Source organism: Cupriavidus sp. 2TAF22 (assembly GCF_052115045.1).
GTDB lineage: Bacteria > Pseudomonadota > Gammaproteobacteria > Burkholderiales > Burkholderiaceae > Cupriavidus.
This window is the reverse complement of sequence record NZ_JBFRFX010000024.1, coordinates 1-24,383: the sequence shown is the minus strand read 5'-3', so window position 1 is coordinate 24,383 and position 24,383 is coordinate 1. Positions and strand designations below refer to the sequence as shown.

At 66.7% G+C, this 24,383-nt stretch carries 22 protein-coding genes and 1 pseudogene; all 23 read right to left on the bottom strand.

The window, feature by feature from the left end:
* Nucleotides 1-25: 25 nt before the first annotated feature.
* Nucleotides 26-523 (bottom strand): CvpA family protein, encoded by a 498-nt coding sequence (locus AB4Z48_RS26085; RefSeq protein ID WP_441619332.1) that lies wholly within the window; start codon nucleotides 521-523, stop codon nucleotides 26-28.
* A gap of 53 nt (nucleotides 524-576) precedes the next feature.
* Nucleotides 577-1,335, bottom strand: a complete 759-nt coding sequence (locus AB4Z48_RS26080) for an SPOR domain-containing protein (protein WP_441619330.1) — start codon at nucleotides 1,333-1,335, stop codon at nucleotides 577-579.
* A 110-nt stretch (nucleotides 1,336-1,445) separates the two neighbouring features.
* Nucleotides 1,446-2,756 carry a bifunctional tetrahydrofolate synthase/dihydrofolate synthase gene (folC, locus tag AB4Z48_RS26075; protein ID WP_441619328.1) on the bottom strand — a complete coding sequence of 437 codons (1,311 nt, stop codon included), beginning with the start codon at nucleotides 2,754-2,756 and terminating at the stop codon, nucleotides 1,446-1,448.
* 256 nt (nucleotides 2,757-3,012) lie between these two features.
* On the bottom strand, nucleotides 3,013-3,885 hold the full coding sequence (accD, locus tag AB4Z48_RS26070; protein WP_441619326.1) for an acetyl-CoA carboxylase, carboxyltransferase subunit beta: 873 nt from the start codon (nucleotides 3,883-3,885) through the stop codon (nucleotides 3,013-3,015).
* Between the two features lie 181 nt (nucleotides 3,886-4,066).
* Nucleotides 4,067-4,864, bottom strand: a complete 798-nt coding sequence (gene trpA / locus AB4Z48_RS26065; RefSeq protein ID WP_441619324.1) for a tryptophan synthase subunit alpha — start codon at nucleotides 4,862-4,864, stop codon at nucleotides 4,067-4,069.
* Between the two features lie 2 nt (nucleotides 4,865-4,866).
* Nucleotides 4,867-5,775 carry a DNA-methyltransferase gene (locus tag AB4Z48_RS26060; RefSeq protein ID WP_441619322.1) on the bottom strand — a complete coding sequence of 303 codons (909 nt, stop codon included), beginning with the start codon at nucleotides 5,773-5,775 and terminating at the stop codon, nucleotides 4,867-4,869.
* Entirely contained in the window at nucleotides 5,775-6,968 is a 1,194-nt protein-coding gene (gene trpB, locus AB4Z48_RS26055; RefSeq protein WP_441619320.1) for a tryptophan synthase subunit beta, read from the bottom strand. The genes AB4Z48_RS26060 and trpB overlap by 1 nt, the downstream gene beginning before the upstream one ends.
* Nucleotides 6,969-7,091: 123 nt before the next feature.
* A complete protein-coding gene (locus tag AB4Z48_RS26050; RefSeq protein WP_441619318.1) occupies nucleotides 7,092-7,796 on the bottom strand; it encodes a phosphoribosylanthranilate isomerase in 705 nt (234 codons plus the stop codon).
* Nucleotides 7,780-8,604, bottom strand: a complete 825-nt coding sequence (gene truA, locus AB4Z48_RS26045; RefSeq protein ID WP_441619316.1) for a tRNA pseudouridine(38-40) synthase TruA — start codon at nucleotides 8,602-8,604, stop codon at nucleotides 7,780-7,782. Before truA ends, AB4Z48_RS26050 begins: the two co-directional genes overlap by 17 nt.
* Nucleotides 8,605-8,790: 186 nt before the next feature.
* Nucleotides 8,791-11,616: a FimV/HubP family polar landmark protein gene (locus AB4Z48_RS26040; protein ID WP_441619314.1), complete on the bottom strand. Its 2,826-nt coding sequence runs from the start codon at nucleotides 11,614-11,616 to the stop codon at nucleotides 8,791-8,793.
* Nucleotides 11,617-11,942: 326 nt separating this feature from the next.
* Complete coding sequence (asd, locus tag AB4Z48_RS26035; protein ID WP_441619312.1) at nucleotides 11,943-13,079, bottom strand: aspartate-semialdehyde dehydrogenase; 1,137 nt, start codon at nucleotides 13,077-13,079, stop codon at nucleotides 11,943-11,945.
* A 354-nt stretch (nucleotides 13,080-13,433) separates the two neighbouring features.
* A complete protein-coding gene (gene leuB, locus AB4Z48_RS26030; RefSeq protein WP_441619310.1) occupies nucleotides 13,434-14,501 on the bottom strand; it encodes a 3-isopropylmalate dehydrogenase in 1,068 nt (355 codons plus the stop codon).
* Nucleotides 14,502-14,542: 41 nt separating this feature from the next.
* Nucleotides 14,543-15,193 (bottom strand): 3-isopropylmalate dehydratase small subunit, encoded by a 651-nt coding sequence (leuD, locus tag AB4Z48_RS26025; RefSeq protein ID WP_441619308.1) that lies wholly within the window; start codon nucleotides 15,191-15,193, stop codon nucleotides 14,543-14,545.
* A 10-nt stretch (nucleotides 15,194-15,203) separates the two neighbouring features.
* The gene (locus AB4Z48_RS26020; RefSeq protein ID WP_441619307.1) at nucleotides 15,204-15,332 is read right to left on the bottom strand and encodes an entericidin A/B family lipoprotein; all 129 of its coding nucleotides are present in this window, start codon (nucleotides 15,330-15,332) and stop codon (nucleotides 15,204-15,206) included.
* 37 nt (nucleotides 15,333-15,369) lie between these two features.
* Nucleotides 15,370-16,779, bottom strand: coding sequence for a 3-isopropylmalate dehydratase large subunit (gene leuC / locus AB4Z48_RS26015; RefSeq protein ID WP_441619305.1), 1,410 nt, complete (start codon nucleotides 16,777-16,779; stop codon nucleotides 15,370-15,372).
* A 276-nt stretch (nucleotides 16,780-17,055) separates the two neighbouring features.
* The gene (locus AB4Z48_RS26010; protein ID WP_441619303.1) at nucleotides 17,056-17,757 is read right to left on the bottom strand and encodes an ABC transporter ATP-binding protein; all 702 of its coding nucleotides are present in this window, start codon (nucleotides 17,755-17,757) and stop codon (nucleotides 17,056-17,058) included.
* Nucleotides 17,758-18,552, bottom strand: coding sequence for a high-affinity branched-chain amino acid ABC transporter ATP-binding protein LivG (livG, locus tag AB4Z48_RS26005; RefSeq protein WP_441619301.1), 795 nt, complete (start codon nucleotides 18,550-18,552; stop codon nucleotides 17,758-17,760).
* Complete coding sequence (locus AB4Z48_RS26000) at nucleotides 18,549-19,793, bottom strand: high-affinity branched-chain amino acid ABC transporter permease LivM (protein WP_441619299.1); 1,245 nt, start codon at nucleotides 19,791-19,793, stop codon at nucleotides 18,549-18,551. Before AB4Z48_RS26000 ends, livG begins: the two co-directional genes overlap by 4 nt.
* A gap of 10 nt (nucleotides 19,794-19,803) precedes the next feature.
* Nucleotides 19,804-20,730 carry a high-affinity branched-chain amino acid ABC transporter permease LivH gene (livH, locus tag AB4Z48_RS25995; RefSeq protein ID WP_441619297.1) on the bottom strand — a complete coding sequence of 309 codons (927 nt, stop codon included), beginning with the start codon at nucleotides 20,728-20,730 and terminating at the stop codon, nucleotides 19,804-19,806.
* Nucleotides 20,731-20,873: 143 nt separating this feature from the next.
* Nucleotides 20,874-21,989 (bottom strand): branched-chain amino acid ABC transporter substrate-binding protein, encoded by a 1,116-nt coding sequence (locus AB4Z48_RS25990; RefSeq protein ID WP_441619295.1) that lies wholly within the window; start codon nucleotides 21,987-21,989, stop codon nucleotides 20,874-20,876.
* A 526-nt stretch (nucleotides 21,990-22,515) separates the two neighbouring features.
* Nucleotides 22,516-23,817 carry a citrate synthase gene (gltA, locus tag AB4Z48_RS25985; RefSeq protein WP_441619293.1) on the bottom strand — a complete coding sequence of 434 codons (1,302 nt, stop codon included), beginning with the start codon at nucleotides 23,815-23,817 and terminating at the stop codon, nucleotides 22,516-22,518.
* Nucleotides 23,818-23,858: 41 nt separating this feature from the next.
* Nucleotides 23,859-24,146: an FAD assembly factor SdhE gene (locus AB4Z48_RS25980; RefSeq protein WP_441619291.1), complete on the bottom strand. Its 288-nt coding sequence runs from the start codon at nucleotides 24,144-24,146 to the stop codon at nucleotides 23,859-23,861.
* A gap of 79 nt (nucleotides 24,147-24,225) precedes the next feature.
* Nucleotides 24,226-24,383, bottom strand: a pseudogene (gene sdhB / locus AB4Z48_RS25975) (succinate dehydrogenase iron-sulfur subunit); the annotation flags it as partial.

Below are 24,383 nucleotides of genomic sequence, written 5' to 3'. Positions count from 1 at the left end.
TACCGGCCGGGGGATCTGCCCGGCCTCATGTCTTGACGTACTTGGCGACTTCCGGCGGCAACCACGGCCGCAGCGACTCCATCGCCTGCATCACGTAGGGCCGGGACAGCGCATCGCGCCAGAACGCCTCTTCAGGCAGTTTGGTGAGCCCGGCCAGGGTCACCACGAACATCACCACCAGCACGCCGCGCAGCAGGCCGAACACCAGCCCCAGGCCGCGGTCTGCGGGCTTGAGCCCGGTTTTTTCCAGCAACTGGCCCAGCACGGCGCCGGCCAGCCCCGCGGCGATCACCGTGCCGATGAACAGCACGCCGAACCCGAGCGCGCCACGCGCCAGCTCGCCGCCCGGCACCGACTCCGGAATCCAGCGCGCCGCCGTGCCGGCGAAGTGATAGGCCACCAGGAACGCCACCACCCAGCCGATCAGCGCAAGCACTTCGCGCACCAGGCCGCGCAGCACGCCGATCAGGCTGGAAGCAATCAGGATAAAGGCGACGCTGTAATCGAAGAAAGTCGGATGCATGCAAATACGGTGTCACGAGGCGGCTGCCGGACGGATCCGGGGCCGCCACCGCTTCATTGTTCGATCACCTTGGCGGTCAGGCCCGCGGCGCGTACCCGCTTTTCGGCCGCATCGGCCGCTTCGCGGTCGGAAAACGGGCCAGCCCGCAGCAGGACGCGCTCGCCATCGGCCAGCACCTTCTTCTCGATATAGGCCGGCACCTTGCTGGCCTTGAGCTTGGCCAGCCATCCCTTGGCCTTGTCTTCCGAGGAGAAGGCCCCGACCAGCACCAGGAACTTGCCGCTGCCGGTCTTGGCCTCGGCGCGCGCTGCGGGCTTGTCGGCAGGCTTGTCGGACTTATCGGACTTATCGGACTTGTCGGACTTGTCGCTGGCGACAGGCGCCGCGGCGGCGGGCTTGCCGTCGCCGGTATCGGCCACCAGTTCCTCGCCGGCGTCCAGCCCCTGGGTATCCGCCTTGGATTGCGGCGTCGGCGGCAGCGGATCCGCCTTGCGGGTATCGGCCTTGGCCTTGGCCCCGCCCTGGCCGCCGTCGACCCGCACGGAGATATTCTCGACGAGCGGGCGCGGCTGGGTCTCGAAGACGATCGGCAGCACGATGACCGCCGCGACCATCAGCACCACGGCCCCGATCAGGCGCCGGCGCGCCCGCTGCTTCTGCGGGAATTCCGGGTCGAGCGTGTCGTCCGCGTACTCCTCGGCCAGGCGTCGCGACGAGGCGATGCCCGCACCCGGGTCCGAACGCGAGCGGCGCCCGCGCTCCGGTGCCGGGGCATTGCCCTTGCGGGAAGAAAACAGCGAAAGCAGGCCCATAGATTGGTTCGGTGCTCCGGCCGGAAACCCGGCCGTTGAAAATGTCGCTCAGTCTGCGCGGCGGTTGGCTCCGGCGTCAGCCCCGGAAGCACGCCTGGCGGCCGCGCACCTCAATTTGCCTGCGTGGCGCGATACGCCATCACCCCCGCCACGGTGTAGAACGATCCGAAGACCAGAATTCTATCATTCTCGGTCGCCCTGCCGAGGGCATCCCGGTAAGCCGCCTCGGGGCTGGGAAAACAGGCCGCGGTGGCATCCGGGCCGGGCTGGAAACCGCCCTCTTCCAGCCTTGCGAGCAAATCCGCCGCGCTGGCCGCGCGAGGCGTGGGCAGGTCGCACAGGCACCAGTGATCCACCTTGTCGGCCAACTGACGCAGCACGCCCGCTATGTCCTTGTCTTCCATTGCGCCGAACACGGCATAGGTGTAACGGAAGAAGCCCATATTCTCGAGATTCTGGCCCAGCGTAGCCGCCGCATGCGGGTTGTGCGCCACATCGAGAATCACCGCGGGACGCCCCGGCATGACCTGGAAGCGGCCCGGCAGCTCCACGAAGGCCAGCCCGTTGCGCACCTCCTGCGCGCTCACCGGCAGGCGCGACCGCATGGCCTGCAGCGCCGCCAGTGCCGCCGAGGCGTTGAGCAACTGGTTGGCACCGCGCAGCGCCGGATAGCCCAGGCCGTTGAGCTTGCGCTCGCGCCCGCTCCACTCCCACTGCTGGCGCTCCTGGCCCTTGGAGGCCTGGCTGCGAAAATCGCGGCCCACCAGCCACAGGTCCGCGCCGATGGCCTGCGCATGGTCGATGACAGACTGCGGCGGCACCGGATCGCCCACGATGGCGGGCACACCGGGGCGGAAGATGCCGGCCTTCTCGTAGCCGATCTTCTCGCGCGTATCGCCCAGGTAGTGCGTGTGGTCGATATCCACGCTGGTCAGCACGGCGCAATCGGTGTCGATCACATTGACCGCGTCCAGCCGGCCGCCCAGTCCCACTTCCAGGACCATGGCGTCGAGCCCCGCCGCGGCGAAGGCTTGGATGATGGCCAGCGTGGTGAACTCGAAATAGGTCAGGCTGACCGGATCGGCAAAGCTGGTGCGCGCACGCTCGACCGCCTCGAAGTGCGGCAGCAACTGCGCATCGGTGGCGAACTCGCCATTGATGCGCGCGCGCTCATTGAACGAGATCAGGTGCGGCGAGGTATGGCAGCCCACCTTGTAGCCCGCCTCGAGCAGGATGCGCTCCAGCATGGCGCACGTGGAGCCCTTGCCGTTGGTGCCGCCCACCGTGAACACCACCGCATCGATGCGCAGCCCCAGGGCTTCCTTGACGCGGGTGATGCGCGCCAGGCCCATGTCGATGCCGACCGGATGGGCGGTTTCGAGATGGTTGAGCCATTCGGGGAGGGAAGTGAAGATCGGCATGATGGGCGTGGTCTTGTACGGGATGTTGCTGTGGAGCGTTGGGGGCCGAGCGCGGCCCGGGATGCTGGATCTGCCTATAGCTTAGACGCCGGCTGCGGCAATGAGGACGCCAGCGCGAGGAAGGGATATTGGGGCACCTGGGCTAAACTCAACGACCAGGCCGGCATGAGCGCCGCCCCTGCCGAAAGCCGCCCACAAACGAAAAAGCGCGAACGAGCGTCCGCGCTTTCCCTCTCACCGGATCCGGCTGGCGTCCTTACGCTACCGCATCCGCCGGCTGCTTCTGCAGCAGCGCCAGCAACTGCGCGATCTCGTCGCGCATCTTGCGGCGGTCGACGATCATGTCGATCGCGCCCTTCTGCAGCAGGAATTCGGCTCGCTGGAAGCCTTCCGGCAGTTTTTCGCGCACGGTCTGCTCGATCACGCGCGGGCCGGCAAAACCGATCAGCGCCTTGGGCTCGGCGATCACCACGTCGCCGAGGAAGGCGAAGCTGGCGGAGACGCCACCCATGGTGGGGTCGGTCAGCACGCTGATGAACGGCAGCTTGGCAGCCGACAACTGGTTCAGCATCGAGGTCGTCTTGGCCATCTGCAGCAGCGACAGCAGGCTTTCCTGCATGCGCGCGCCGCCGGTGGCGGTGATGCAGATGAACGGCACTTTCTGTTCCAGCGCGGCCTGGGCCCCGCGCACGAAGCGCTCGCCCACCACGGAGCCCATCGAGCCGCCCATGAACTCGAACTCGAAGCAGCTCACCACCACCGGGATCGTATGGATCGCGCCGCCGATGACGACCATGGCATCGGTCTCGCCGGTGTCATCCATGGCGGCCTTGATGCGGTCCGGATATTTCTTGGTGTCCTTGAACTTGAGCGCGTCGACCGGGACAATCTCCTGGCCGATCTCATAGCGGCCTTCGGCGTCCAGCAGCCCGTCCAGGCGCTCGCGCGCGCGGATGCGCATATGGTGGTCGCACTTCGGGCAGACGTGCAGATTGGCCTCGACGTCGGTGCGGTACAGAACCGACTCGCACGACGGGCACTTGACCCACAGCCCTTCCGGAATGCCCTTGCGGGTGGAGGGGTCGGTCTGTTGAATCTTGGGAGGGAGGAGTTTATCCAACCAGCTCATGAAAGGCTCCTTTCGGCACATGCGCGGAACATGTCAGGCCGCGAATTTACCACGCCTGCCGTTCGCAGTCCCCGTTCCGCCGGGTCAATGCGCACGTTGCGGCACTTAACCGCCAAATTCAATGTTGTCGCCGCCGCACCGCCCGCACAAGGCATGCGCGGCGGTGCCGCCCGAATCACCTTCAGGCGTCGAGCGCCTGGCGGATCTCCGCGATAAAGGCCCGCAGCGATTCCACTGCCTGGCCGCGCGGCGCATCTTCGAGCAACTGCACCAGGCGGCTGCCGATCACCACCGCGTCGGCCACGCTGCCGATCGCGCGGGCGGTCTGCGCGTCGCGGATGCCGAAGCCCACGCCCACCGGCAGGTTGGCGTGACGCTTGATCAGCGGAATGCGCGCGGCCACGCTGTCGAGATCCAGCGTAGCCGAGCCGGTCACGCCCTTGAGCGATACATAGTAAAGATAGCCGCTGGCGACCTTGGCCACCGCCTCGATGCGGTCATCGGTGGAGGTCGGCGCCAGCAGGAAGATCGGATCCATGTCGCTGGCGCGCATCAGCGCGGCGAAGGACTCGCACTCCTCGGGCGGATAGTCCACCACCAGCACGCCATCCACGCCGGCCGCGCGCGCGGCGCGGGCGAAGGTTTCCTCCCCCATGCGCTCGATCGGGTTGGCGTAGCCCATCAGCACCACCGGCGTGGCGTTGTCGGTCTGGCGGAACTCGGCCACCCAGGCCAGCACCTGGGTCAGCGACACGCCCTGCGCCAGCGCGCGCTCGGAGGCGCGCTGGATCACCGGGCCGTCGGCCATCGGATCGGAGAACGGCACGCCGAGCTCGATCACGTCGGCGCCGCCCGCCACCAGCGCATGCATCAGCGCGACGGTCAGGCCGGGCTCGGGATCGCCGGCGGTGATGAACGGAATCAGGCCCTTCTTGTTCTGCGCGGCCAGCGCCGCGAAAGTCGATTGGATTCGGGACATGGTCATTTGGCAAAGTTGGGCAGCGGCGTGGACGAGGCAGCCTGCATGGGCTCGTCGTTCGCTGCGGCGATGATCAGGGCGGCGGGCTCGGCCTGCGGCGCGATGATGCACTTGGCGACGCGCTCGCGCGCCACGCTGGCGTACTCGGGATTCATCTCGAACCCGACGAAACGCCGTCCGTGCTGCGCGCAGGCCACCGCGGTGGTGCCGCTGCCGGTGAAGGGATCGAGCACCAGCCCGCCGGGCGGGCAGCTGGCCAGCACCATGCGCTGCACGATGTCGAGCGGCTTCTGGGTCGGGTGGGCGGCGCGCTCCGGGTCCTGGCGGTGAATGCGCGGCACGCTCCACAGGTCCTTCGGGTTGTAGCCCACCTCCAGCCACTTCTTGCCCTCGAAGCGCGGGCGGCTGCGTGCCTTCTTGGTCTCGGCGTCGTACGGCACGCGCACCGGGTCGAGGTCGAAGTAGTAGTCGCGCGCCCGCGCGAAAAAGCCGATGTTGTCGTGCACCGAGGAAAACTTGCGCGTGGTGCCGCCCATGCTCGGCACGCGCCGGTCCCAGATGATCTCGTTGATCATGGTCAGGCGCTGCTTGAGCATCACGAACAGCTCGGGCGAGTACTGCCAGGTGCAGAACAGGTAGAGCGAGCCGCGCGGCGCCAGCTTGGGCACCACGGCGTCGATCCACGCGGCCGACCACTCCAGGTAGGCCGGCCCCGAGAGGCGGTCGGAATCGTTGCCGTAGTCCTTGCCCAGGCCGTAGGGCGGATCGGCCACGATCAGGTCGATCGACTCGTCGGCAAGGCGCTTGATGCCCTCCAGCATGTCTTCCTGGTACAGCAGCAGCTGCGGCGCCGCGCTCGGCGCGGTTGCGGTGCCACCCTCGGTGGCGCCTGGCGTGAACAGATCGCGCATCAGAGCTTCAGCCCCGAACGCTCGGCCACGGTGTGCATGTCCTTGTCGCCGCGCCCGGACAGGTTCACCAGCAGCAGCTGGTCCTTGGGCAAGGTCGGCGCCAGCTTGCAGGCGTAGGCGATGGCGTGGCTCGATTCCAGCGCGGGAATGATGCCCTCGATGCGGCAACAGTCATGGAAGGCCTTGAGCGCTTCCTCGTCGGTGATGGGCACGTATTCGGCGCGGCCGATGTCCTTGAGCCAGGCATGCTCGGGGCCGACGCCCGGGTAGTCCAGGCCCGCCGAGATCGAATGGGTCTCGATGATCTGGCCGTTGGCGTCCTGCAGCAGGTAGGTACGATTGCCGTGCAGCACGCCCGGCGAGCCGCCGATCAGCGCGGCCGCGTGACGGCCGGTGTCGAGCCCGTCGCCGGCGGCTTCGACGCCGATCAGGCGCACGTCCTTGTGCTCGATGTACGGGTAGAAGATGCCCATGGCATTGGAGCCGCCGCCCACGCAGGCGATCACGGCATCAGGCTGGCGGCCGGTCAGCTCGGGCATCTGCACCTTGGATTCTTCGCCGATCACGCACTGGAAGTCGCGCACCATCATCGGGTAGGGATGCGGCCCGGCCACGGTACCGATGATGTAGAAGGTGTTCTCGACGTTGGTGACCCAGTCGCGCATGGCTTCGTTGAGCGCGTCCTTCAGGGTCTTGGAGCCGCTTTCCACCGGCACCACGGTAGCGCCCAGCAGCTTCATGCGGTAGACGTTGGCAGCCTGGCGCTTGACGTCTTCCGAACCCATGTAGACCACGCACTCCATGCCGAAGCGCGCGGCGATGGTGGCCGTGGCCACGCCGTGCTGTCCGGCGCCGGTCTCGGCGATCACGCGGGGCTTGCCCATGCGCTTGGCCAGCAGGGCCTGGCCGATCACGTTGTTGATCTTGTGGGCGCCGGTGTGGTTCAGGTCCTCGCGCTTGAAATAGATCTGCGCGCCGCCGAGCGTCTCGCTCCAGCGCTGCGCATGATAGATCGGCGAGGGGCGGCCGACGAAGTGCTTGAGCTCGCGACGGTATTCCGCATCGAACTCGGGGTCCTTCTGGTAGTGAGCGTAGGCTTCGCGCAGTTCGTCCAGTGCATGCACCAGCGTCTCGGAAACGAAGGAACCACCATAGGGGCCGAAATGGCCACGGGAATCGGGCAGGTCGTACATGTGTCAGCTCGTCTGATCAGGACCCCTGGCCGGTCTGGCAGGAATCCGATGAAATGGGGTCGTGCGCCTGGCAGGCGCGGRGCATGCGGAAAACCGGAAAGCGGCAGATGGGAAGCGCCCGCCTCACCCGGCATCCGCGCTGCGCACTGCGCGCACGAACGCGGCAATCCTGGCGTGATCTTTCACGCCCTTGGCAGCCTCCACGCCGCTGCTTACATCGACAGCGTAAGGCCGCACGCGCTCAATCGCGCCAGCGACGTTTTGCGCGTTCAACCCACCACTCAAAACGATCCGAGGAGCGGCGCTTGCGGGCGGGTTGTGGATAGGCGGAAGCCATGCGGGGGGTATCAGGGTCCAGTCGAAGACGTGGCCGCCACCGCCGTAGCCTTCGACGAAGGCATCGAGCAGCAAGGCAGCGGCATCGCGGTGCAGATTCGCGAATTCTACCAAATCGAGGGCCGGCTGGACGCGTGCCGCACGCAGAAATGGCAACTGGCAACGCCGCGCGATCAGTGCGCAGTCCTCCGGCGTCTCGTCGCCATGGAGCTGCAGTAGCGTAAGCGGCACCCGCTCAGCCACATGCGCGATCTCCTCGGCATCCGCGTTGACGAACAGGCCGACCACGGAGACGAACGGCCCGGCCGCCTCCGCCAGCGCGGCCGCCTGCGCCACCTCGACGTAGCGGGGGCTGCCCGGATAGAACACCAGGCCGATCGCGTCGGCGCCGGCATCGACGGCGGCGCGCACGTCCTCTTCGCGCGTGAGGCCGCAGATCTTGATGCGCGTGCGGCGCGGCGCGGCGGCGGCCGGTTCAGGCAACGGGTTCATCGGCAAACACTCCATGGAACAGGCTGCCGGTCGCGTCGGCGGCGGGCAGGCGGTAGGGCTCAGGATACTTCACGCCGGCCAGGTAGAGGCCATCCGGCATAAAGGTGGGCGCGGCCTTGGCACGGTCGCGCCCGGCCAGGATCTGCGCCAGCCATGACGGCGGGTAACGCCCGCGTCCGACCGCCACCAGGCATCCCATCAGGTTGCGCACCATATGGTGCAGGAAGGCACTGGCGCGAAAGCGCACGAAGAGCCAGTTGCCGTCGGCCTTGAGGCTGACGTCGTACATGGTCTTGACGGGCGACTTGGCCTGGCATTCGGCCGCGCGGAAGGCGGAGAAGTCGTGCTCGCCCAGCAGGCAGCCGGCGGCCTCGCGCATGGCATCCGCATTCAGCCCCTGCCCCGGCGGCAGCATCAGGTAGCCCGCCCTGCCGTGCACCAGCGGTACCCGGTGGGGCCCCACGTAGAGCGCGTAGTAGTACATGCGTTCGAAGGCCAGGAAGCGGGCGTGGAAGCCTTCGTCGACCGGCTGCGCCCACTGCAGCGAGATCGATGGCGGCAGGAAGGCATTGATGCCGCGTACCCACGAGAACGGTTCGCGCGAAAGCTCGGTATCGAGATGAATGACCTGGCCCAGCGCATGCACGCCGCTATCGGTGCGCCCGGCCACCGTGGTGAGCATGCGCGTGCCGGCAAAGCGCTCGATCGCATCCTCGAGCCGGTCCTGCACCGTATTGCGGTGCGGTTGCGACTGCCAGCCTGAGAAGCTGGCACCGTCGTAGTGGAGGCCTAGGGCGATGCGGGTCATGTAACGAAAAGCGGGTGGCGGACGAGGAACAGGAAACCGAACAGCGAGCGAACAGGGAGCGAACGGGAAGCGGCCGGCGCGTGCCGCGGCAACCCCAAAAACAAATGCGCCGGAAGCCACGCTCCCGGCGCATCCGCGGCGGGCCGGCGCATCCGCGCCCAGCCCGCCATCATACAGGCTCGCCTGTCAGGCCACCTCGCGCAGCAGGGAACGGGCCTCGGTCTGCAGCGGTTCCTGCGACTGGTCGACCACTTCCTGCAGCAGCTCCCGCGCGCCCTCCCTGTCGCCGATCTCGATGTAGGCGCGCGCCAGATCGAACTTGATCTGCATGTCGCGGCCGCCATCGGCGGGATCGGCCGACAAGGTGCTCGGCGAAATGCCGTGCACCGTGTCGAACGCGCTTTCGGCACTGACCCGCGCCAGGTCGATCGGCTCGGACAGCTTGCCATCGCGCAGCATGGTGGGTGCCGGCAACGACACGCCCGCATCCCGCAAAGGCTCGTCGAACGCGGCGGACAGGTGATCAGCGTTGGCGCTGGCCGGGCCCGACGCATTCAGGTCCAGTGAGATGCCGGACATATCGAAGTCCATCGGGCGGCTGCGCGTGGGGGCGTCGAGCGGCGGTACGTCGTTGCCGCCAAGGCTGTGCGCGCCGGCCGGCGCGGGCAGGTCGAGGTCGAGACCGTCGTCCAGGCGCGTGGCCAGCGCCGAGGGCGCCTCGGCATGGCCGAACGCCAGCGCGGCGGACTCCGGCGCCGTGATCGGCGTGCCGGCCGCCGGCGCGGGAAAGCCGTCCAGCGGCATGGCCAGGTCGGCCAGGTCAGACATGGCCGTCTCGCGCGGCGGTGCGGCCGGATCCTGCGAGGGATCGTGGGTACGCCACTGATCGCCCGGCAGGGTCGTGGTGTCGCTCGCGATATCGGGCGCCACGCTCAGGTACAAGGCATTGCCCGGGTCCAGGCGGCGTCCCATCTCGATCGCCTGTGCCCACTCCGCCCCCTGCCCGCCCGTCTGGGCGAACATTTCTTCTGCAATCACGCGAAAACCTTCCACATCCTGACGATTGTTGTAGATCTCCAAGAGCTTGAGGCGAATCGCCTGGCGCTCAGGATTTTGCTCCAGGGCTTCGCGCAGGATCTCTTCGGCCTGCACATCGCGCCCATAGGCGATATAGACATCCGCCTCGGCGATCGGATCGACCTCGTTGGCTTCCGCGGTGTTGTTGCCGATGCGGAAATCCGCGCCGAACACACTGTGCTGCGAGGTGTCGACGCTCTGCCCGCCGGCCGCGCCGAACAGCGAGTGGCCGCCGGCCATGACGGTGCTTTCCTGCGACAGGATGCTGTCCTGGAAGGCGGCGTTCTCGCTGGCCTTCTGCTGCTGCCGGCGGCGATAGATCGCATAGCCGCCCAGCAAGGCGATCAGCAAGCCGCCACCGGGCAGCAGCATCGGGTTGGCCAGCACGCCATCGAGGAAGGACGGCTGCGCCACCGGCTGAGGCTGCGTCACCACGGGCGGACGCGTGGCCGCCGGTGCGGAAGCGGCGGCAGGCTTGGCGGCGGCTGCCACCTCGGCGCCGGCGCCGCTGGCACCGGCCGCGGCGGCCGTGGCTTGCGGTGCCGGGGTCGCCGGTGCGGACGCGCTTGCCGCCGCTGCCGCGGCTGCCGCTGTCGCCGCGGCGGCGCTGGCTGCCGGAGCGGCTGCGGAGTCGGCCTTGGCGGCATCGGCCGGCACTACCGTCGGCGCGGCCGCCGGCGCCGGGGCTTCCTTGTCCGCGCTCTTGGCGGCCTGGGCCTGGCCCAGCTTGGCGATCTCGGCGTTCTTCAGCTCGACCAGCCGCTGCATGTCGGTGACGTTCTTCTCGAGCTGCGCGAGGCGTGTCTCGGCTTCCTTGAGCTGGCGTTCCTTGGCGATATCGGCTTCGGCCGCGGCGGTGGCGGCAGCCTGGCTGCCCCGCTCCGGCTTGCTGAGCTTGAGTTCGTCGCGCGGGCCGGCAGCCGGCGCGGCTTGCTCCTGCACGCGGGCGGTGACATTGCCCGATTGCGAGCGGCCGCTCCCGGCCTCCACCGAGCGCGCGGCCGCGGCCGTGGCCAGCCGGCTGCGGTAGGCATCGAAGCCCTGCGTGCGCGCCACCACCTCGCGGCGGGCCGTGCGCGGCGCGACCGACTGCGCCTCCTGCTGGCTCGGCACCTTGAGCACCGCCCCCGCCTTGAGGCGATTCATATTGCCGCCGACGAAGGCATTGGGGTTGTTGCGATAGAGCGCGACCAGCATCTGGTCGAGCGAGACGCCGTCCTGGCCCTGCATGGCATCGCCGGCAATCGAGGAGAGATTGTCGCCACGCTGCACCGTGTAGGAACCCGAGGCCGCCGTGGCCACCGCCGGCGCTTCGCGGCGCGGCCGCGGCGCGGGTGCCCTGGCTTGCGGGCGGGCGGGCGGAGCCGTCTCGGCCGGCGCCGCCGTCAAGGGAACAGGCGCGGCGGCCGGGGCCGGCACGCTGGCACCGCCCGACTCGTCAGGCGTGCCTGCCTGCACCACCGTGGTGGGCGAGAATGTCTGGTTGGTCGGCTTGGCGCCGGCCGGGTCGAGCAGGAATGTGTAGGCGCGCGAGACCTTGCCGCTCGCCCAGGTCATGTCGACGAGGATATCGACAAAGGGCTCGCTGATCGGCTGGTTGGAACGCACCCGCGCCACGTAGCTGCCGTTGGGACGGCGCTCGACCTGCAAGCGCAGGCTGCTGACGGCTGGCAGGTAGGTCAGGCCGGCCCTGGCATAAGCGTCCGGCGCGGCAAGCTTGACGGAAAGACCGTCCGCTTCCTCGGCGCTGACACCACTGATATCGATTTCCGCCTGTAGCGGCTGACCCAGATTCGACTGTACCCGTAATTGCCCGAATCCCGCGGCATAGGCAGCCGGCTGCGCGAGCAGCAGACCCAGTGCCGTGAAGGCCAGCGTTGACCAGCGCTGACGGGCGATAGGCGCATCTTTCCGGCGATGTTGGCTCACACTCACCTTGTGCTCCGTTGTGTTTTAGTAGTGAAATTAACTTAACATCAATGGTTTAGCGCAGCAAGTTAGCGTCCCGACTGAGCCCCGCGCCAACTCGTACGGGCGTGCGGCAAACCGCCTCCACAGCCCGACATATGCCGGCTGTATTGTGGCCCAACGCACGGAAAAATAGGCAGCCGATCGCGACAACGCCGCGCACAGGCGCGGCGTTATCCTCAAAGCGGGGGTTTCTGTTGCCTGCCAGCAACGAAACCCCGGAGTGCCGGGTCCGCCGCAAGGCGCCATGTTTCGAGACATGGCTTCTCCGGCGGCCCGGGCGGCAAACCCCGTCAGGCTTCGATCAGGATGCGCAGCATGCGGCGCAGCGGCTCGGCGGCGCCCCACAGCAGCTGGTCGCCGACGGTGAAGGCCGACAGGTACTCGCCACCCATCTGCATCTTGCGCAGGCGGCCGACCGGGATGGTCAGCGTGCCGGTGACGGCAGCCGGCGTGAGGTCGGTCACGCTGGCCTCGCGCGTGTTCGGCACGACCTTGGCCCACTGGTTGTTGTCGGCCAGCATGCCTTCGATCTCATCGAGCGGCACGTCGCGGCGCAGCTTGATGGTCAGCGCCTGCGAGTGGCAGCGCATGGCGCCGATACGCACGCACAGGCCATCGACGGCGATCGGCGAGGCGCCGGTCGCACCGACGAAACCTTCGCCGCGACCCAGGATCTTGTTGGTCTCGGCGCCGCCCTTCCACTCTTCCTTCGACACGCCGTTGCCCAGGTCCTTGTCGATCCAGGGGATCAGGTTGCCGGCCAGGGGGACGCCGAACTGCTTGGTTTCGTCTGCCGACAGGCCATGCTGGGTCGCCAGGATGGTGCGGTCGATCTCCAGGATCGCCGAGGCCGGATTGTCCAGCAGCGGCTTGACCGAGGCGTTGAGCGTGCCGAACTGGGTCAGCAGTTCGCGCATGTGCTGCGCGCCGCCGCCCGAGGCCGCCTGGTAGGTCATGGAGGTCATCCACTCGATCAGGTCGTGCTGGAACAGGCCGCCCAGGCCCATCATCATGCAGCTGACCGTGCAGTTGCCGCCGACGAAGTTCTTCACGCCCTTGGACAGCGCATCCTTGATCACGCCGAGGTTGACCGGGTCGAGCACGATGATGGCATCGTCCTTCATGCGCAGCGAAGACGCCGCGTCGATCCAGTAGCCCTTCCAGCCAGCCGCCCGCAACTGCGGGAAGACTTCGTTGGTGTAGTCGCCGCCCTGGGCGGTGAGGACGACATCGCACTTGCGCAGTGCATCGATATCGTTGGCGTCTTTCAGCGTGGTTTCGTTCTTGGCCATGGCCGGGGCTTGGCCGCCGGCGTTGGACGTGCTGAAGAATACGGGCTCGATATGGTCGAAATCACGCTCTTCCTGCATGCGCTGCATCAGGACGCTGCCGACCATTCCTCGCCAACCGACGAGACCTACAATCATGACTTACCTCGGATGTGATTTGAACTTCCCCGCGCTTTCCTCGCCCGACGTGACTGCGCGGGGAAGACGAGCAGGCACGACGAACGATCTAGCCGATCGTTTTGGTAATGGTTTTAATCGTCGTTGCGGTAAGCGGGTGGCCGTGCGAACCCAGGCCGGCCGGGCTGCGGGTAGCAGTCAGGAGGGCGCTGGCAGTCGAGGGGGACTGGAAGATTCGGACCATCGACAAAGTCTACACGATTTTGCGGCAGTGCCACACGCGGGAAATCGGGGACAAATTAAAGAAAACCAGAAGAAAAGGCGCCACATGGGACGCCTTTTCAACTTACTGCCTTGATCCTTGGCGCACGCCGCTTACAGGGCCGCCAGGACGGCGTCGCCCATCTCGCGCGTGCCGACCTGCTTGCAGCCCGGCGTCAGGATGTCGCCGGTGCGGTAGCCCTGGGCCAGCACCGTCTTGACCGCGTTCTCGATGCGGTCGGCCTGCCCGGCGCGGCCCAGCGAGTAGCGCAGCATCATCGCCGCCGACAGGATGGTGGCCAGCGGGTTGGCCACGCCCTTGCCGGCGATGTCCGGCGCCGAGCCGTGCGACGGCTCGTACAGGCCCTTGTTGTTGGCGTCCAGCGAAGCCGACGGCAGCATGCCGATCGAGCCGGTCAGCATGGCTGCCTCGTCCGACAGGATGTCGCCGAACATATTGCCGGTGACGATCACGTCGAAGCTCTTGGGCGCCTTGACCAGCTGCATGGCCGCGTTGTCCACGTACATGTGCGACAGCTCGACTTCGGGGTATTCCTTGTGCACTTCGATCACGATGTCCTTCCAGAACTGGAAGGTCTCGAGCACGTTGGCCTTGTCCACGCTGCACAGCTTCTTGCCGCGCTTGGCCGCGGCCTGGAAGGCCACGTGCGCGATGCGGCGGATTTCCGGCTCGCTGTAGCGCATGGTGTCGAAGCCTTCGCGCGCGCCCTGGAAAGGACCGTCCGGTGCTTCGCGCATGCCGCGCGGCTGACCGAAGTAGATGTCGCCGTTGAGCTCGCGCACGATCAGGATGTCCAGGCCGGCCACCAGCTCGGGCTTCAGGCTCGAAGCGCCCGTCAGCTCCGGATAGCAGATCGCCGGGCGGAAGTTGGCGAACAGCTGCAGGTGCTTGCGCAGGCCGAGGATGGCCTGCTCGGGACGCAGCGGGCGGTCGAGCTTGTCGTATTTCCAGTCGCCCACGGCGCCGAACAGGATGGCGTCGGCTTCCTTGGCCAGCTTGAGCGTGGCGTCGGGCAGCGGATGGCCGCTGGCCTCGTAGCCGGCGCCGCCCACCGGGGCGGTTTCCAGCTCGAACTTCTCGTCGAGCGCGTTCAGGACCTTGACGGCCTCCGCGATGATCTCGGGACCGATGCCGTCACCCGGCAGGACTGCGATTTTCATGCTGTGTCTTCCTTGTATTGTCTTCGGCGATCTGCGGCGGCTCAGCCGACCACGCGGTTGTTCAGCCACGGCATCTTCGTCACGCGCTCCGCCTCGTATGCCTTGATCTTGTCGGCATGGCGCAGCGTCAGGCCGATGTCGTCGAAGCCGTTGAGCATGCAGTACTTGCGGAACGGCGCGATGTCGAACGCATAGGCATCGCCGCCCGGCGTGAGCACCACCTGCTTGTCCAGGTCGATGGTCAGCTTGTAGCCGTTGAACGCGTTGGTCTCGTTGAACAGGTGGTCGACCTGCAACTCGGTCAGCGCCACCGGCAGCAGGCCGTTCTTGTAGCAGTTGTTGAAGAAGATGTCGGCAAAGCTCGGCGCGATCACGGCGCGGAAGCCGTATTGCGTGAGTGCCCACGGCGCGTGCTCGCGCGAGCTGCCGCAGCCGAAGTTGCGGCGCGCCAGCAGGATCGACGCGCCCTGGTAGCGCGGCTGGTTCAGCACGAAGTCCGGGTTGAGCGGACGGCGGCTGTTGTCCTGGCCGGGCTCGCCCACGTCCTTGTAGCGCCATTCGTCGAACAGGTTCGGGCCGAAGCCGGTGCGCTTGATCGACTTGAGGAATTGCTTCGGGATGATGGCGTCGGTGTCGACGTTCTCGCGGTCCAGGGGCACCGTGAGCCCGCTGTGTACAGTGAACTTGTCCATGGTCGGTTCCTTACTTGCGGGCCGCGTTCTCGAGCGAACGGCCCACAGCCTGCGTGTCCTTGCCAACGCCGGCCATGGTGTGGCAGCCGGCGAGTTGCAGCATGCCGAAGCATGCGAGGACGATCAGGGCGTGTTTCATGATGGGACTGCGCGTATTGTTGCCTTGGGCCGGCGGTTCAGCCGAGCTGGCGGATGTCCACGAAATGGCCCTCGATGGCGGCCGCGGCAGCCATCGCCGGGCTCACCAGGTGCGTGCGTCCGCCCGCGCCCTGCCGGCCTTCGAAGTTGCGGTTCGAGGTCGATGCGCAGCGCTCGCCCGGATCGAGGCGGTCGGCGTTCATGGCCAGGCACATGGAGCAGCCCGGTTCGCGCCATTCGAAACCGGCGGCCTTGAAGACCTTGTCCAGCCCTTCGCGCTCGGCCTGCTCCTTGACCAGCCCGGAGCCCGGCACCACCATCGCCAGCTTGACGTTGCCGGCCACGCGGCGGCCCAGCTTCTGCACGACCCACGCCGCGGCGCGCATGTCCTCGATGCGGCTGTTGGTGCAGGAACCGATGAAGACCTTGTCGATCTTGATGCTGTCGACCGGCACATTGGGCTGCAGCCCCATGTACTCGAGCGCGCGCTCCATGGCGTTGCGCTTGTTCGGGTCCTTCTCCTTCTCGGGATCCGGCACGCGGTCTTCGATGCTGACCACCATCTCGGGCGAAGTGCCCCAGGTCACTTGCGGGCGGACGTCTTCCGCGCGCAGTTCCACCACCTGGTCGAAATGCGCGCCTGCGTCGGAATGCAGCGTGTGCCAGTAGGCCACTGCATGGTCCCATTCCACGCCCTGCGGCGAGAAGGGGCGGCCCTTGACGTAGTCGAGCGTGATGTCGTCCACGGCCACCAGGCCGGCGCGGGCACCAGCTTCGATGGCCATGTTGCACACCGTCATGCGCCCTTCCATGGTCAGCTCGCGGATGGCCGAACCGGCGAACTCGATGGTGTAGCCGGTGCCGCCGGCGGTGCCGATCTTGCCGATGATGGCCAGCACGATGTCCTTGGCGGTGCAGCCGCGCGGCAGCTTGCCTTCCACGCGCACCAGCATGTTCTTGGCCTTCTTGCCCAGCAGCGTCTGCGTGGCCAGCACGTGCTCCACTTCGGAGGTGCCGATGCCGTGCGCCAGCGCGCCGAACGCGCCATGCGTGCTGGTATGCGAGTCGCCGCACACCACCGTCATGCCCGGCAGCGTGGCGCCCTGCTCCGGCCCGATCACGTGCACGATGCCCTGGCGCAGGTCGTTCATCTTGAACTGGGTGATGCCGTACGCATCGCAATTGGCGTCCAGCGTGTCCACCTGCAGCTTCGAGACCGGGTCGGCAATGCCCTGGGTGCGGTCGGTGGTCGGCACATTGTGGTCCGACACGGCCAGGTTGGCGCTGATGCGCCAGACCGGACGCTGCGCGATCTTCAGGCCTTCGAATGCCTGCGGGCTGGTGACTTCGTGCAGCAGATGACGATCGATATACAGCATCGTCGTGCCGTCGTCCTCGACGTGCACGGTGTGGTCATCCCAAAGTTTGTCGTAAAGCGTCTTGGCCATGATGCAGGAGGGCGGGCCGGGACCGTTCGGTACTGCACGGTTGGCGGCGTCGCGCGGTAGTTTGCGGGGAGGTTTTGTCGCGGCAAATGCGTGCAGGAAATGCAGCTTGCAGCGATGCTTGACATCACAATCGATTATGCCACAGCGATACCGCGCGGCCGGGCCCCGCCCGGGCGGATCGGGCCTGTCGATGTAATGTGATTGGCGAAAGGGGGATTTCGCCGATGGCGAAAAGGGGCTGGCGCCCTCCCCCGCCGTGGGGAAGAGCGCCAGAGGTCAGCCGCCCAGGTAGGCGCTCTTGATGCGGTCGTTGGCCAGCAGGTTGGCGCCCGTATCGGCCAGCACCACGCGCCCCGTTTCCAGCACATAGCCGCGGTCGGCCACGCCCAGCGCCTTGTTGGCGTTCTGCTCGACCAGGAACACCGTGACGCCCTCCGCGCGGATGGTGCGGATGATGTCGAAGATCTGCGCGATCACCAGCGGCGCCAGGCCGAGCGTGGGCTCGTCGAGCAGCAGCAGGCGCGGCCGSSTCATCAGCGCSCGGCCRATCGCSASCATCTGCTGCTCGCCGCCGGACATGGTGCCGGCGCGCTGGCCCGAGCGCTGCTTGAGGCGCGGGAACAGCGTGTAGACATGCTCGATGCCCGCCTCGACCTCGTCGCGCTTGCCGAAGAAGCCGCCCATCTTGAGGTTCTCCAGCACGGTCAGGCTGGGAAACACGCGCCGCCCTTCCGGCGAGATCGCCATGCCGAGCCGCATGATCTCGTGGGTGGGCATGCGCGTGATGTCCTGCCCTTCGAACAGCACGCGCCCGCTCGAGGCGCGCGGCGAGCCGCACACCGTCATCATCAGGGTGGTCTTGCCGGCGCCGTTGCTGCCGATCAGCGTGACGATCTCGCCCTTGTTCACTTCGATCGATACGCCGGACAGCGCCTCGATGGCGCCGTAGTGGGTATGGACCTGTTCCAGCTTCAGCATTTAGTCCTCTCCCAGGTAGGCCTTGATCACGCGCGGGTCGTTGCGCACTTCCGCCGGCTTGCCGATCACGATCGGGCGGCCGTGCTCCATCACCAGGATGCGGTCGGACACGCCCATCACCAGGCTCATGTCGTGCTCGATCAGCAGCACCGAGATGTTGAACTCGCGGCGCAGCTGGTCGATCAGCCGCGACAGCTCGACCTTCTCCTGCGGGTTGAGGCCGGCGGCCGGCTCGTCGAGCATCAGCAGGCGCGGGTTGGTGATCATGCAGCGCGCGATCTCGAGCCGCCGCTGGTGGCCGTAGGACAGCGTGCCCGCCTCGCGGTTGGCGACATGGCGCAGGCCCATGCGCTCGAGCCACACCGCGGCACGCTCGAGCGCCTCGCGCTCGGCACGGCGGTAGGCCGGCGTGGCGAACAGGCCGCGCAGCAGCCCGGCGCGCACCTGCAGGTGCTGCGCCACCAGCAGGTTCTCGACCACCGTGAGCTGCTTGAACAGCCGGATGTTCTGGAAGGTGCGCACCAGGCCGCGGCGCGCCACCTGGTGGCTCGGCAGGCGGGCGATTGAATGCCCGTCCAGCGTGACCTCGCCCGCGGTGGGCTTGTAGAAGCCGCCCACGCAGTTGAACACCGTGGTCTTGCCGGCGCCGTTCGGTCCGATGATGGCGAACACCTCGTCGCGGCGCACGTCGAAATCGATGCCGTCGACGGCGAGCAGGCCGCCGAAGCGCATCTGCAGGCCGGAGACCTTCAGCAGTTCCGGTTGCGCCTGTTGTACTTGCTGTGCCTGGCTCATTGCGGCAACTCCACATGGGGGCGGCTCGCGGGCAGCAGGCCCTGCGGACGCCACATCATCATCAGCACCATCACCAGGCCGAAGATCAGCATGCGGTATTCGGCGAAGCCGCGCGCCACCTCGGGCAGCGCGGTCAGCAGGATGGCGGCCAGGATCACGCCCAGCTGCGAACCCATGCCGCCCAGCACCACCACCGCCAGGATCAGCGCGGACTCGATGAAGGTGAACGACTCGGGATTGACCAGGCCCTGGCGCGCCGCGAAGAAGGCGCCGCCCAGCCCGGCGAAGGCCGCGCCCAGCGTGAACGCCGACAGCTTGATGCGGGTCGGGTTCAGGCCCAGCGAGCGGCAGGCGATCTCGTCCTCGCGCAGCGCTTCCCACGCGCGCCCCATCGGCATGCGGATCAGCCGGCTCGTCACGAACAGCGTGAACGCCACCAGCAGCAGCGCGAGCAGGTAGAGGAAGATCACCATGTGCTCGCCGCTGTATTCCCACCCGAGCAGCTCATGGAACGTCTTCACGCCCTCCACGCTGGCGCTGCGCGCCATCTCGATGCCGAACACGCTCGGCTTCGGAATGCCCGAGACGCCGTCCGGGCCGCCGGTGAGGCTGGTCAGGTTGTTGAGCAGCAGGCGGATGATCTCGCCGAAGCCCAGCGTGACGATGGCCAGGTAGTCGCCGCGCAGGCGCAGCACCGGGAAGCCCAGCAGGAAACCGAAGGTCGCCGACATGCCGGCCGCGATCGGCAGGCACTCCCAGAACGTCAGGCCGAAATACTGGTTGAGCAGCGCATAGGTGTAGCCGCCCACCGCGTAGAAGCCCACGTAGCCCAGGTCGAGCAGCCCGGCGTAGCCCACCACGATATTCAGCCCGAGGCCGAGGATCACGTAGATCAGCGCCAGCGTGGCCACGTCCACCGCGCCGCGCGAGCCGAAGAACGGAAACACCAGCCCGACGGCCAGCAGCAGCCAGATCGCCTTGCGCTGCTGCCCGGCGCCCAGCGCTGGCACACTCGGCAGCTTGATGCCGGCGCCGGCGCGCTGGAACAGCGGCTTGAACAGCTGGAACAGGAATACCGCGCCGACCGCCAGCCAGACCGGCTGCCAGTGCGGCTCGAACACCACCTTGTAGCCTTCGAGCTTGAGCTGCAGCCCGAGTATCGGCACCGTGAGGATGGCGGTCATGACGGCCGCGGTGATGGCGTTCTTGAGGGATTGCCCCATGGATGCATCGTTTCTCATCTCGCGCTCCTCAGACTTTTTCCACGTCCGGCTTGCCTAGCAGGCCGGTCGGGCGGAACAGCAGGATCAGCACCAGCAGGCCGAAGGCAACGACGTCCTTGTACTCGGCCGGCATGTAGCCCGTGGCGAAGGTCTCGGCCAGGCCCAGCAGCACGCCGCCCAGCATGGCGCCGGGAATGCTGCCGATGCCGCCCAGCACCGCCGCGGTGAAGGCCTTGATGCCCGCCACGAAGCCGATGAAGGGATTGAGCTTGCCAATGCTCAGGCCGATCAGCACGCCGCCCACCGCCGCCAGCATCGCGCCGAGCACGAAGGTGAAGGAGATCACGCGGTTGGTGTCGATGCCAAGCAGGTTGGCCATGCGCATGTCCTCGGCGCAGGCGCGGCAGGCGCGGCCCATGCGCGAGTGGCCGATGAACAGCGTCAGCGCGATCATCAGCACCAGCGTCACGCCCACGATCAGCAGGCGCGAATACGGCACGGTCACGGTGAAGTCGCTGCCCATCTGGAACTCGATGGCGCCGGAGATCAGCACGGGCACGGAGACGTCGCGCGCGCCCTGCCCGATCTGCACGTAGTTCTGCAGGAAGATGGACATGCCGATGGCGGAGATCAGCGGCACCAGCCGTGGCCCGCCACGCAAGGGCCGGTAGGCCACCCGCTCGACGGCGAAGCCGTACAGGCCGGTGACCAGCACCGATACCAGCAAGGCGGCGCCCAGCACCAGCGGCAGCGGATAGCCCGCCTGCGCGCCGATCGCGGTGAGCGTCACCAGGCCCACATAGGCACCGATCATGTAGATCTCGCCGTGGGCAAAATTGATCATGCCGATGATGCCGTAGACCATGGTGTAGCCGATGGCGATCAGCGCATAGATCGCACCCAGCGTCAGGCCGTTGACCAGCTGCTGGGTGAACTGTGGAAGGAACTCGTTCATGCGGGAAGCCCCATAACTTTGAAACCGGAAATGCCCCGCCGCGCCGCGGTCATGCCGTGGAGCGCGGGCCGGCCGGGCCGGCAGCCCGATACCAAAACGCCCCGCCGGTGTTCCGGGCGGGGCGCGCGAAGCCGGAGTGCGGCTTAGTTGGCAGCAGTCTTGGTGGCGTCCTTGTGCCAGGTGAAGACGACGAACTTGAACGACTTCAGATCACCCTGGGCGTCGTACTCGACCTTGCCGATCGGGGTCTGGAAAGCGTTCTTGTGCATATAGGCGGCAACCTTGGTCGGGTCCGTGCTCTTGGCGCCGGCAATGGCGTCGCCGATGATCTGGACCGCGGCGTACGCCGGCATCTGGAACGGGCCGTTGGCGTCGCGCTTCTTGTCGGCGAACGCCTTGACCAGCGCGGCATTGGCCGGGTCGGCGGAGAAATCGGCCGGCAGCGTGACCAGCATGCCTTCCGACGACGGGCCGGCGATGGCCGTCACGTCCTTGTTGCCCACGCCTTCGGGACCCATGAACGTCGCCTTGACGCCCTGCTCGCGCGCCTGGCGCAGCAGCAAGCCCATTTCGGGGTGGTAGCCGCCGAAGTAGACGAAGTCCACGCCCTGCGACTTCAGCTTGGTGATCACGGCGGAGTAGTCGGAGTCGCCGGCGTTGATGCCTTCGAACACGGCCACCGGGATCTTGGCGGCTTCCAGGTCCTTCTTCACCGACGAGGCGATGCCCTGGCCGTACGACTGCTTGTCGTGCAGGATCGCGACCTTCTTGGGCTTGACCTTGCCGATGATGTACTGGGCGGCGGCCGGGCCTTGCTGATCGTCGCGGCCGATGGTGCGGAAGATGAACTTGCGCTTCTTGTTCTCGGTGAGCTGCGGCGCGGTCGCCGACGGCGTCACCATCACGATGCCTTCGTTCTCGTAGATGTCCGAGGCCGGGATGGTGGAGCCCGAGCACACGTGGCCGATCACGTACTTGATCTTCTGGCTCACGATCTTGTTGGCGACGGCAACGGCCTGCTTCGGTTCGCAGGCGTCGTCCATCAGCACCACTTCGAACTTGTTGCCGCCGGCGCCGCCGGCCGCGTTGATCTGTTCGATGGCGGTCAGCGCACCAGCCTTGACCATGTCGCCGTACTGGGCAACCGAGCCGCTCATGGGGCCGGCGATGGCGATCTTGATGGTTTCCGCGTTGGCGGCGGCGCCGAAGGCCACCAGTGCGGTGGCCAGGGAGATGGACGTAAGACGGGACAGCGTCATCAGGAGCTCCTCGATTATTTATTGGTCATGGGCTTGAGGCGACATGACCTGCGCAATCGAACAACACCCGCGAGCTACTACCGAGAAGACGCCCGAGACGCGGAAGACGGGCCGACGAAGACAAGAGAAAGCGTGTGCGGGGCCCGGCATGTGTCAGCCCCCCGCAGTGGCGGAGGGCCTTGGTTCGGAAGACAACGTTGATGCGTTCTCTATTGCGCAGGTGATTCGCCTGCCCCGCTCGCCGCGACGCAGTCCGGAAGGGTGGCCCGGCTGCCGTCGGCAAAGCAGCCCGCATTACAGGGTCAAACCTCCTGCCTGACGCCAAATTCGCACAATTAATGCGGATCATATTGGCATAACCACAGCACAAATCATCGGAAATTGCCGACTTCGCCACCTTTCCGGCAATAATCCTCCCGCAACGCACAAGCCGACCTCGGCCTTGAATGACAAACGCCCCGGCAAGCCGGGGCGTCTGGTATTGCTGCGCTGCCACAGGCGGCCGCACGGCCGCCCGGGACGAAGATCAGCGCTTGCCGATATCCGGCACGTCGCGGCTGGCCGCACCGTTGAACAGCTGGCGCGGACGGCCGATCTTGTACTCCGGATCGGTGATCATCTCTTCCCACTGCGAGATCCAGCCCGGGGTGCGGGCCAGCGCGAAGATGCAGGTGAACAGCGAGGTCGGGATGCCCAGCGCGCGCTGCACGATACCCGAGTAGAAATCGACGTTCGGGTACAGCTTGCGGCTGACGAAGTACTCGTCTTCCAGCGCGATCTTTTCCAGCTCCATCGCCAGCTTGAACAGCGGGTCGTTGTGCAGGCCCAGTTCGTTCAGCACTTCGTGGCAGGTTTCGCGCATCAGCTTGGCGCGCGGGTCGTAGTTCTTGTACACGCGGTGGCCAAAGCCCATCAGGCGCACGCCCGAGTTCTTGTCCTTGACCTGCTTGATGAACTCGGTGATGTTCTCGACGCCGCCGATTTCCTCGAGCATCTTSAGCGCYGCCTCGTTGGCRCCGCCGTGAGCCGGGCCCCACAGGCAGGCCACGCCGGCGGCGATGGCGGCGAACGGGTTGGTGCCCGACGAGCCGGCCAGGCGCACGGTCGAGGTCGAAGCGTTCTGCTCGTGGTCCGCGTGCAGGATGAAGATGCGGTCCAGGGCGCGCTCGAGCACCGGGTTCACGGTGTACGGTGCGCACGGGGTGCTGAACATCATGCGCATGAAGTTGCCCGAGTAGGACAGGTCGTTCTGCGGATAGACGTACGGCTGGCCGATGTTGTACTTGTAGGCCATGGCGACCAGGGTCGGCATCTTGGCGATCAGGCGGATCGCCGAGATTTCGCGCTGGTGCGGATCGTCGATGTCCATGGCGTCGTGGTAGAACGCGCTCATGGCGCCCACCAGCCCGGTCAGCACGGCCATCGGGTGCGCGTCGCGGCGGAAGCCGCGCAGGAAGAACTGCATCTGCTCGTGAACCATGGTGTGGTTCATCACGGCGCCGACGAATTCTTCCTTCTGCTTGGCGTTGGGCAGTTCGCCCTTGAGCAGCAGGTAGCAGGTTTCCAGGTGATCGCACTTGGTGGCCAGCTGCTCGATCGGGTAGCCGCGGTACAGCAGCTCGCCCTTGTCGCCGTCGATATAGGTGATCTTCGAATTGCAAGAAGCCGTCGACATGAAACCGGGGTCGTAGGTGAACTTACCGGTTTGACCGTACAGCTTGCGAATATCGATCACGTCCGGGCCTACGGTACCGGTGTAAATCGGCAGCTCAACGCTGGGGGTACCATCGGAAAACGATAGCGTGGCTTTCACATCGGACGGTGTCATGTCGGTTCCTTCAAATGCTTGACTAATAATGTTGACGATACTCAGACCGAACGCAGCATGGAGATGACGCGCTGCATCGGGGGCGTGTCGAGCTCACCGTCCAGCTCCTTGCGGGCAAGCAGCAGGTCCATCAACTCGTTGTCGCTCAGCTCGAACAGCTCAGAGAGCGCGGCCACGTCCTGGTCGGAGAGGCTTTCTTCGTAACGGTTGAAAAAACGTTCGACGATGATGTCGTTCTCCAGGAGGCCGCGCCGCGCGCGCCAGCGCAGTCGCGCACGCCGGTGCGGATCGGCCTGGTGGGAGAAACTGGGGGAAACACTTTCGGTCATAGGTCCCTACTTCCGGCGCGCCGGTCCGGACTGCATATTGATAGCCCGGACTGACGCGCCGCTTACAACCACCGCGCGGTCAGACCGAGCGGCGAACCATCAGCTCCTTGATCTTGCCGATGGCCTTGGTCGGATTCAGCCCCTTCGGGCAGACGTCGACGCAGTTCATGATGCTGTGGCAACGGAACAGGCGGTACGGGTCGTTCAGGTCGTCCAGGCGCTGGCTGGTGGCCTGGT

Coding starts and splice junctions, on each gene's coding strand:
- AB4Z48_RS25980 (WP_441619291.1), bottom strand. CDS start 24,146: ATGACCGAAAGTGTTTCCCCCAGTTTCTCCCACCAGGCCGATCCGCAC.
- AB4Z48_RS26060 (WP_441619322.1), bottom strand. CDS start 5,775: ATGCGCGATCTGTTCACGCCAGGCGCCACCGAGGGTGGCACCGCAACC.
- AB4Z48_RS26080 (WP_441619330.1), bottom strand. CDS start 1,335: ATGGGCCTGCTTTCGCTGTTTTCTTCCCGCAAGGGCAATGCCCCGGCA.
- folC (WP_441619328.1), bottom strand. CDS start 2,756: ATGCCGATCTTCACTTCCCTCCCCGAATGGCTCAACCATCTCGAAACC.
- leuD (WP_441619308.1), bottom strand. CDS start 15,193: ATGGACAAGTTCACTGTACACAGCGGGCTCACGGTGCCCCTGGACCGC.
- trpB (WP_441619320.1), bottom strand. CDS start 6,968: ATGTACGACCTGCCCGATTCCCGTGGCCATTTCGGCCCCTATGGTGGT.
- AB4Z48_RS26000 (WP_441619299.1), bottom strand. CDS start 19,793: ATGAGAAACGATGCATCCATGGGGCAATCCCTCAAGAACGCCATCACC.
- AB4Z48_RS26020 (WP_441619307.1), bottom strand. CDS start 15,332: ATGAAACACGCCCTGATCGTCCTCGCATGCTTCGGCATGCTGCAACTC.
- leuC (WP_441619305.1), bottom strand. CDS start 16,779: ATGGCCAAGACGCTTTACGACAAACTTTGGGATGACCACACCGTGCAC.
- asd (WP_441619312.1), bottom strand. CDS start 13,079: ATGATTGTAGGTCTCGTCGGTTGGCGAGGAATGGTCGGCAGCGTCCTG.
- livH (WP_441619297.1), bottom strand. CDS start 20,730: ATGAACGAGTTCCTTCCACAGTTCACCCAGCAGCTGGTCAACGGCCTG.
- trpA (WP_441619324.1), bottom strand. CDS start 4,864: ATGTCCCGAATCCAATCGACTTTCGCGGCGCTGGCCGCGCAGAACAAG.
- leuB (WP_441619310.1), bottom strand. CDS start 14,501: ATGAAAATCGCAGTCCTGCCGGGTGACGGCATCGGTCCCGAGATCATC.
- truA (WP_441619316.1), bottom strand. CDS start 8,604: ATGACCCGCATCGCCCTAGGCCTCCACTACGACGGTGCCAGCTTCTCA.
- AB4Z48_RS26085 (WP_441619332.1), bottom strand. CDS start 523: ATGCATCCGACTTTCTTCGATTACAGCGTCGCCTTTATCCTGATTGCT.
- accD (WP_441619326.1), bottom strand. CDS start 3,885: ATGAGCTGGTTGGATAAACTCCTCCCTCCCAAGATTCAACAGACCGAC.
- AB4Z48_RS25990 (WP_441619295.1), bottom strand. CDS start 21,989: ATGACGCTGTCCCGTCTTACGTCCATCTCCCTGGCCACCGCACTGGTG.
- livG (WP_441619301.1), bottom strand. CDS start 18,552: ATGAGCCAGGCACAGCAAGTACAACAGGCGCAACCGGAACTGCTGAAG.
- AB4Z48_RS26050 (WP_441619318.1), bottom strand. CDS start 7,796: ATGAACCCGTTGCCTGAACCGGCCGCCGCCGCGCCGCGCCGCACGCGC.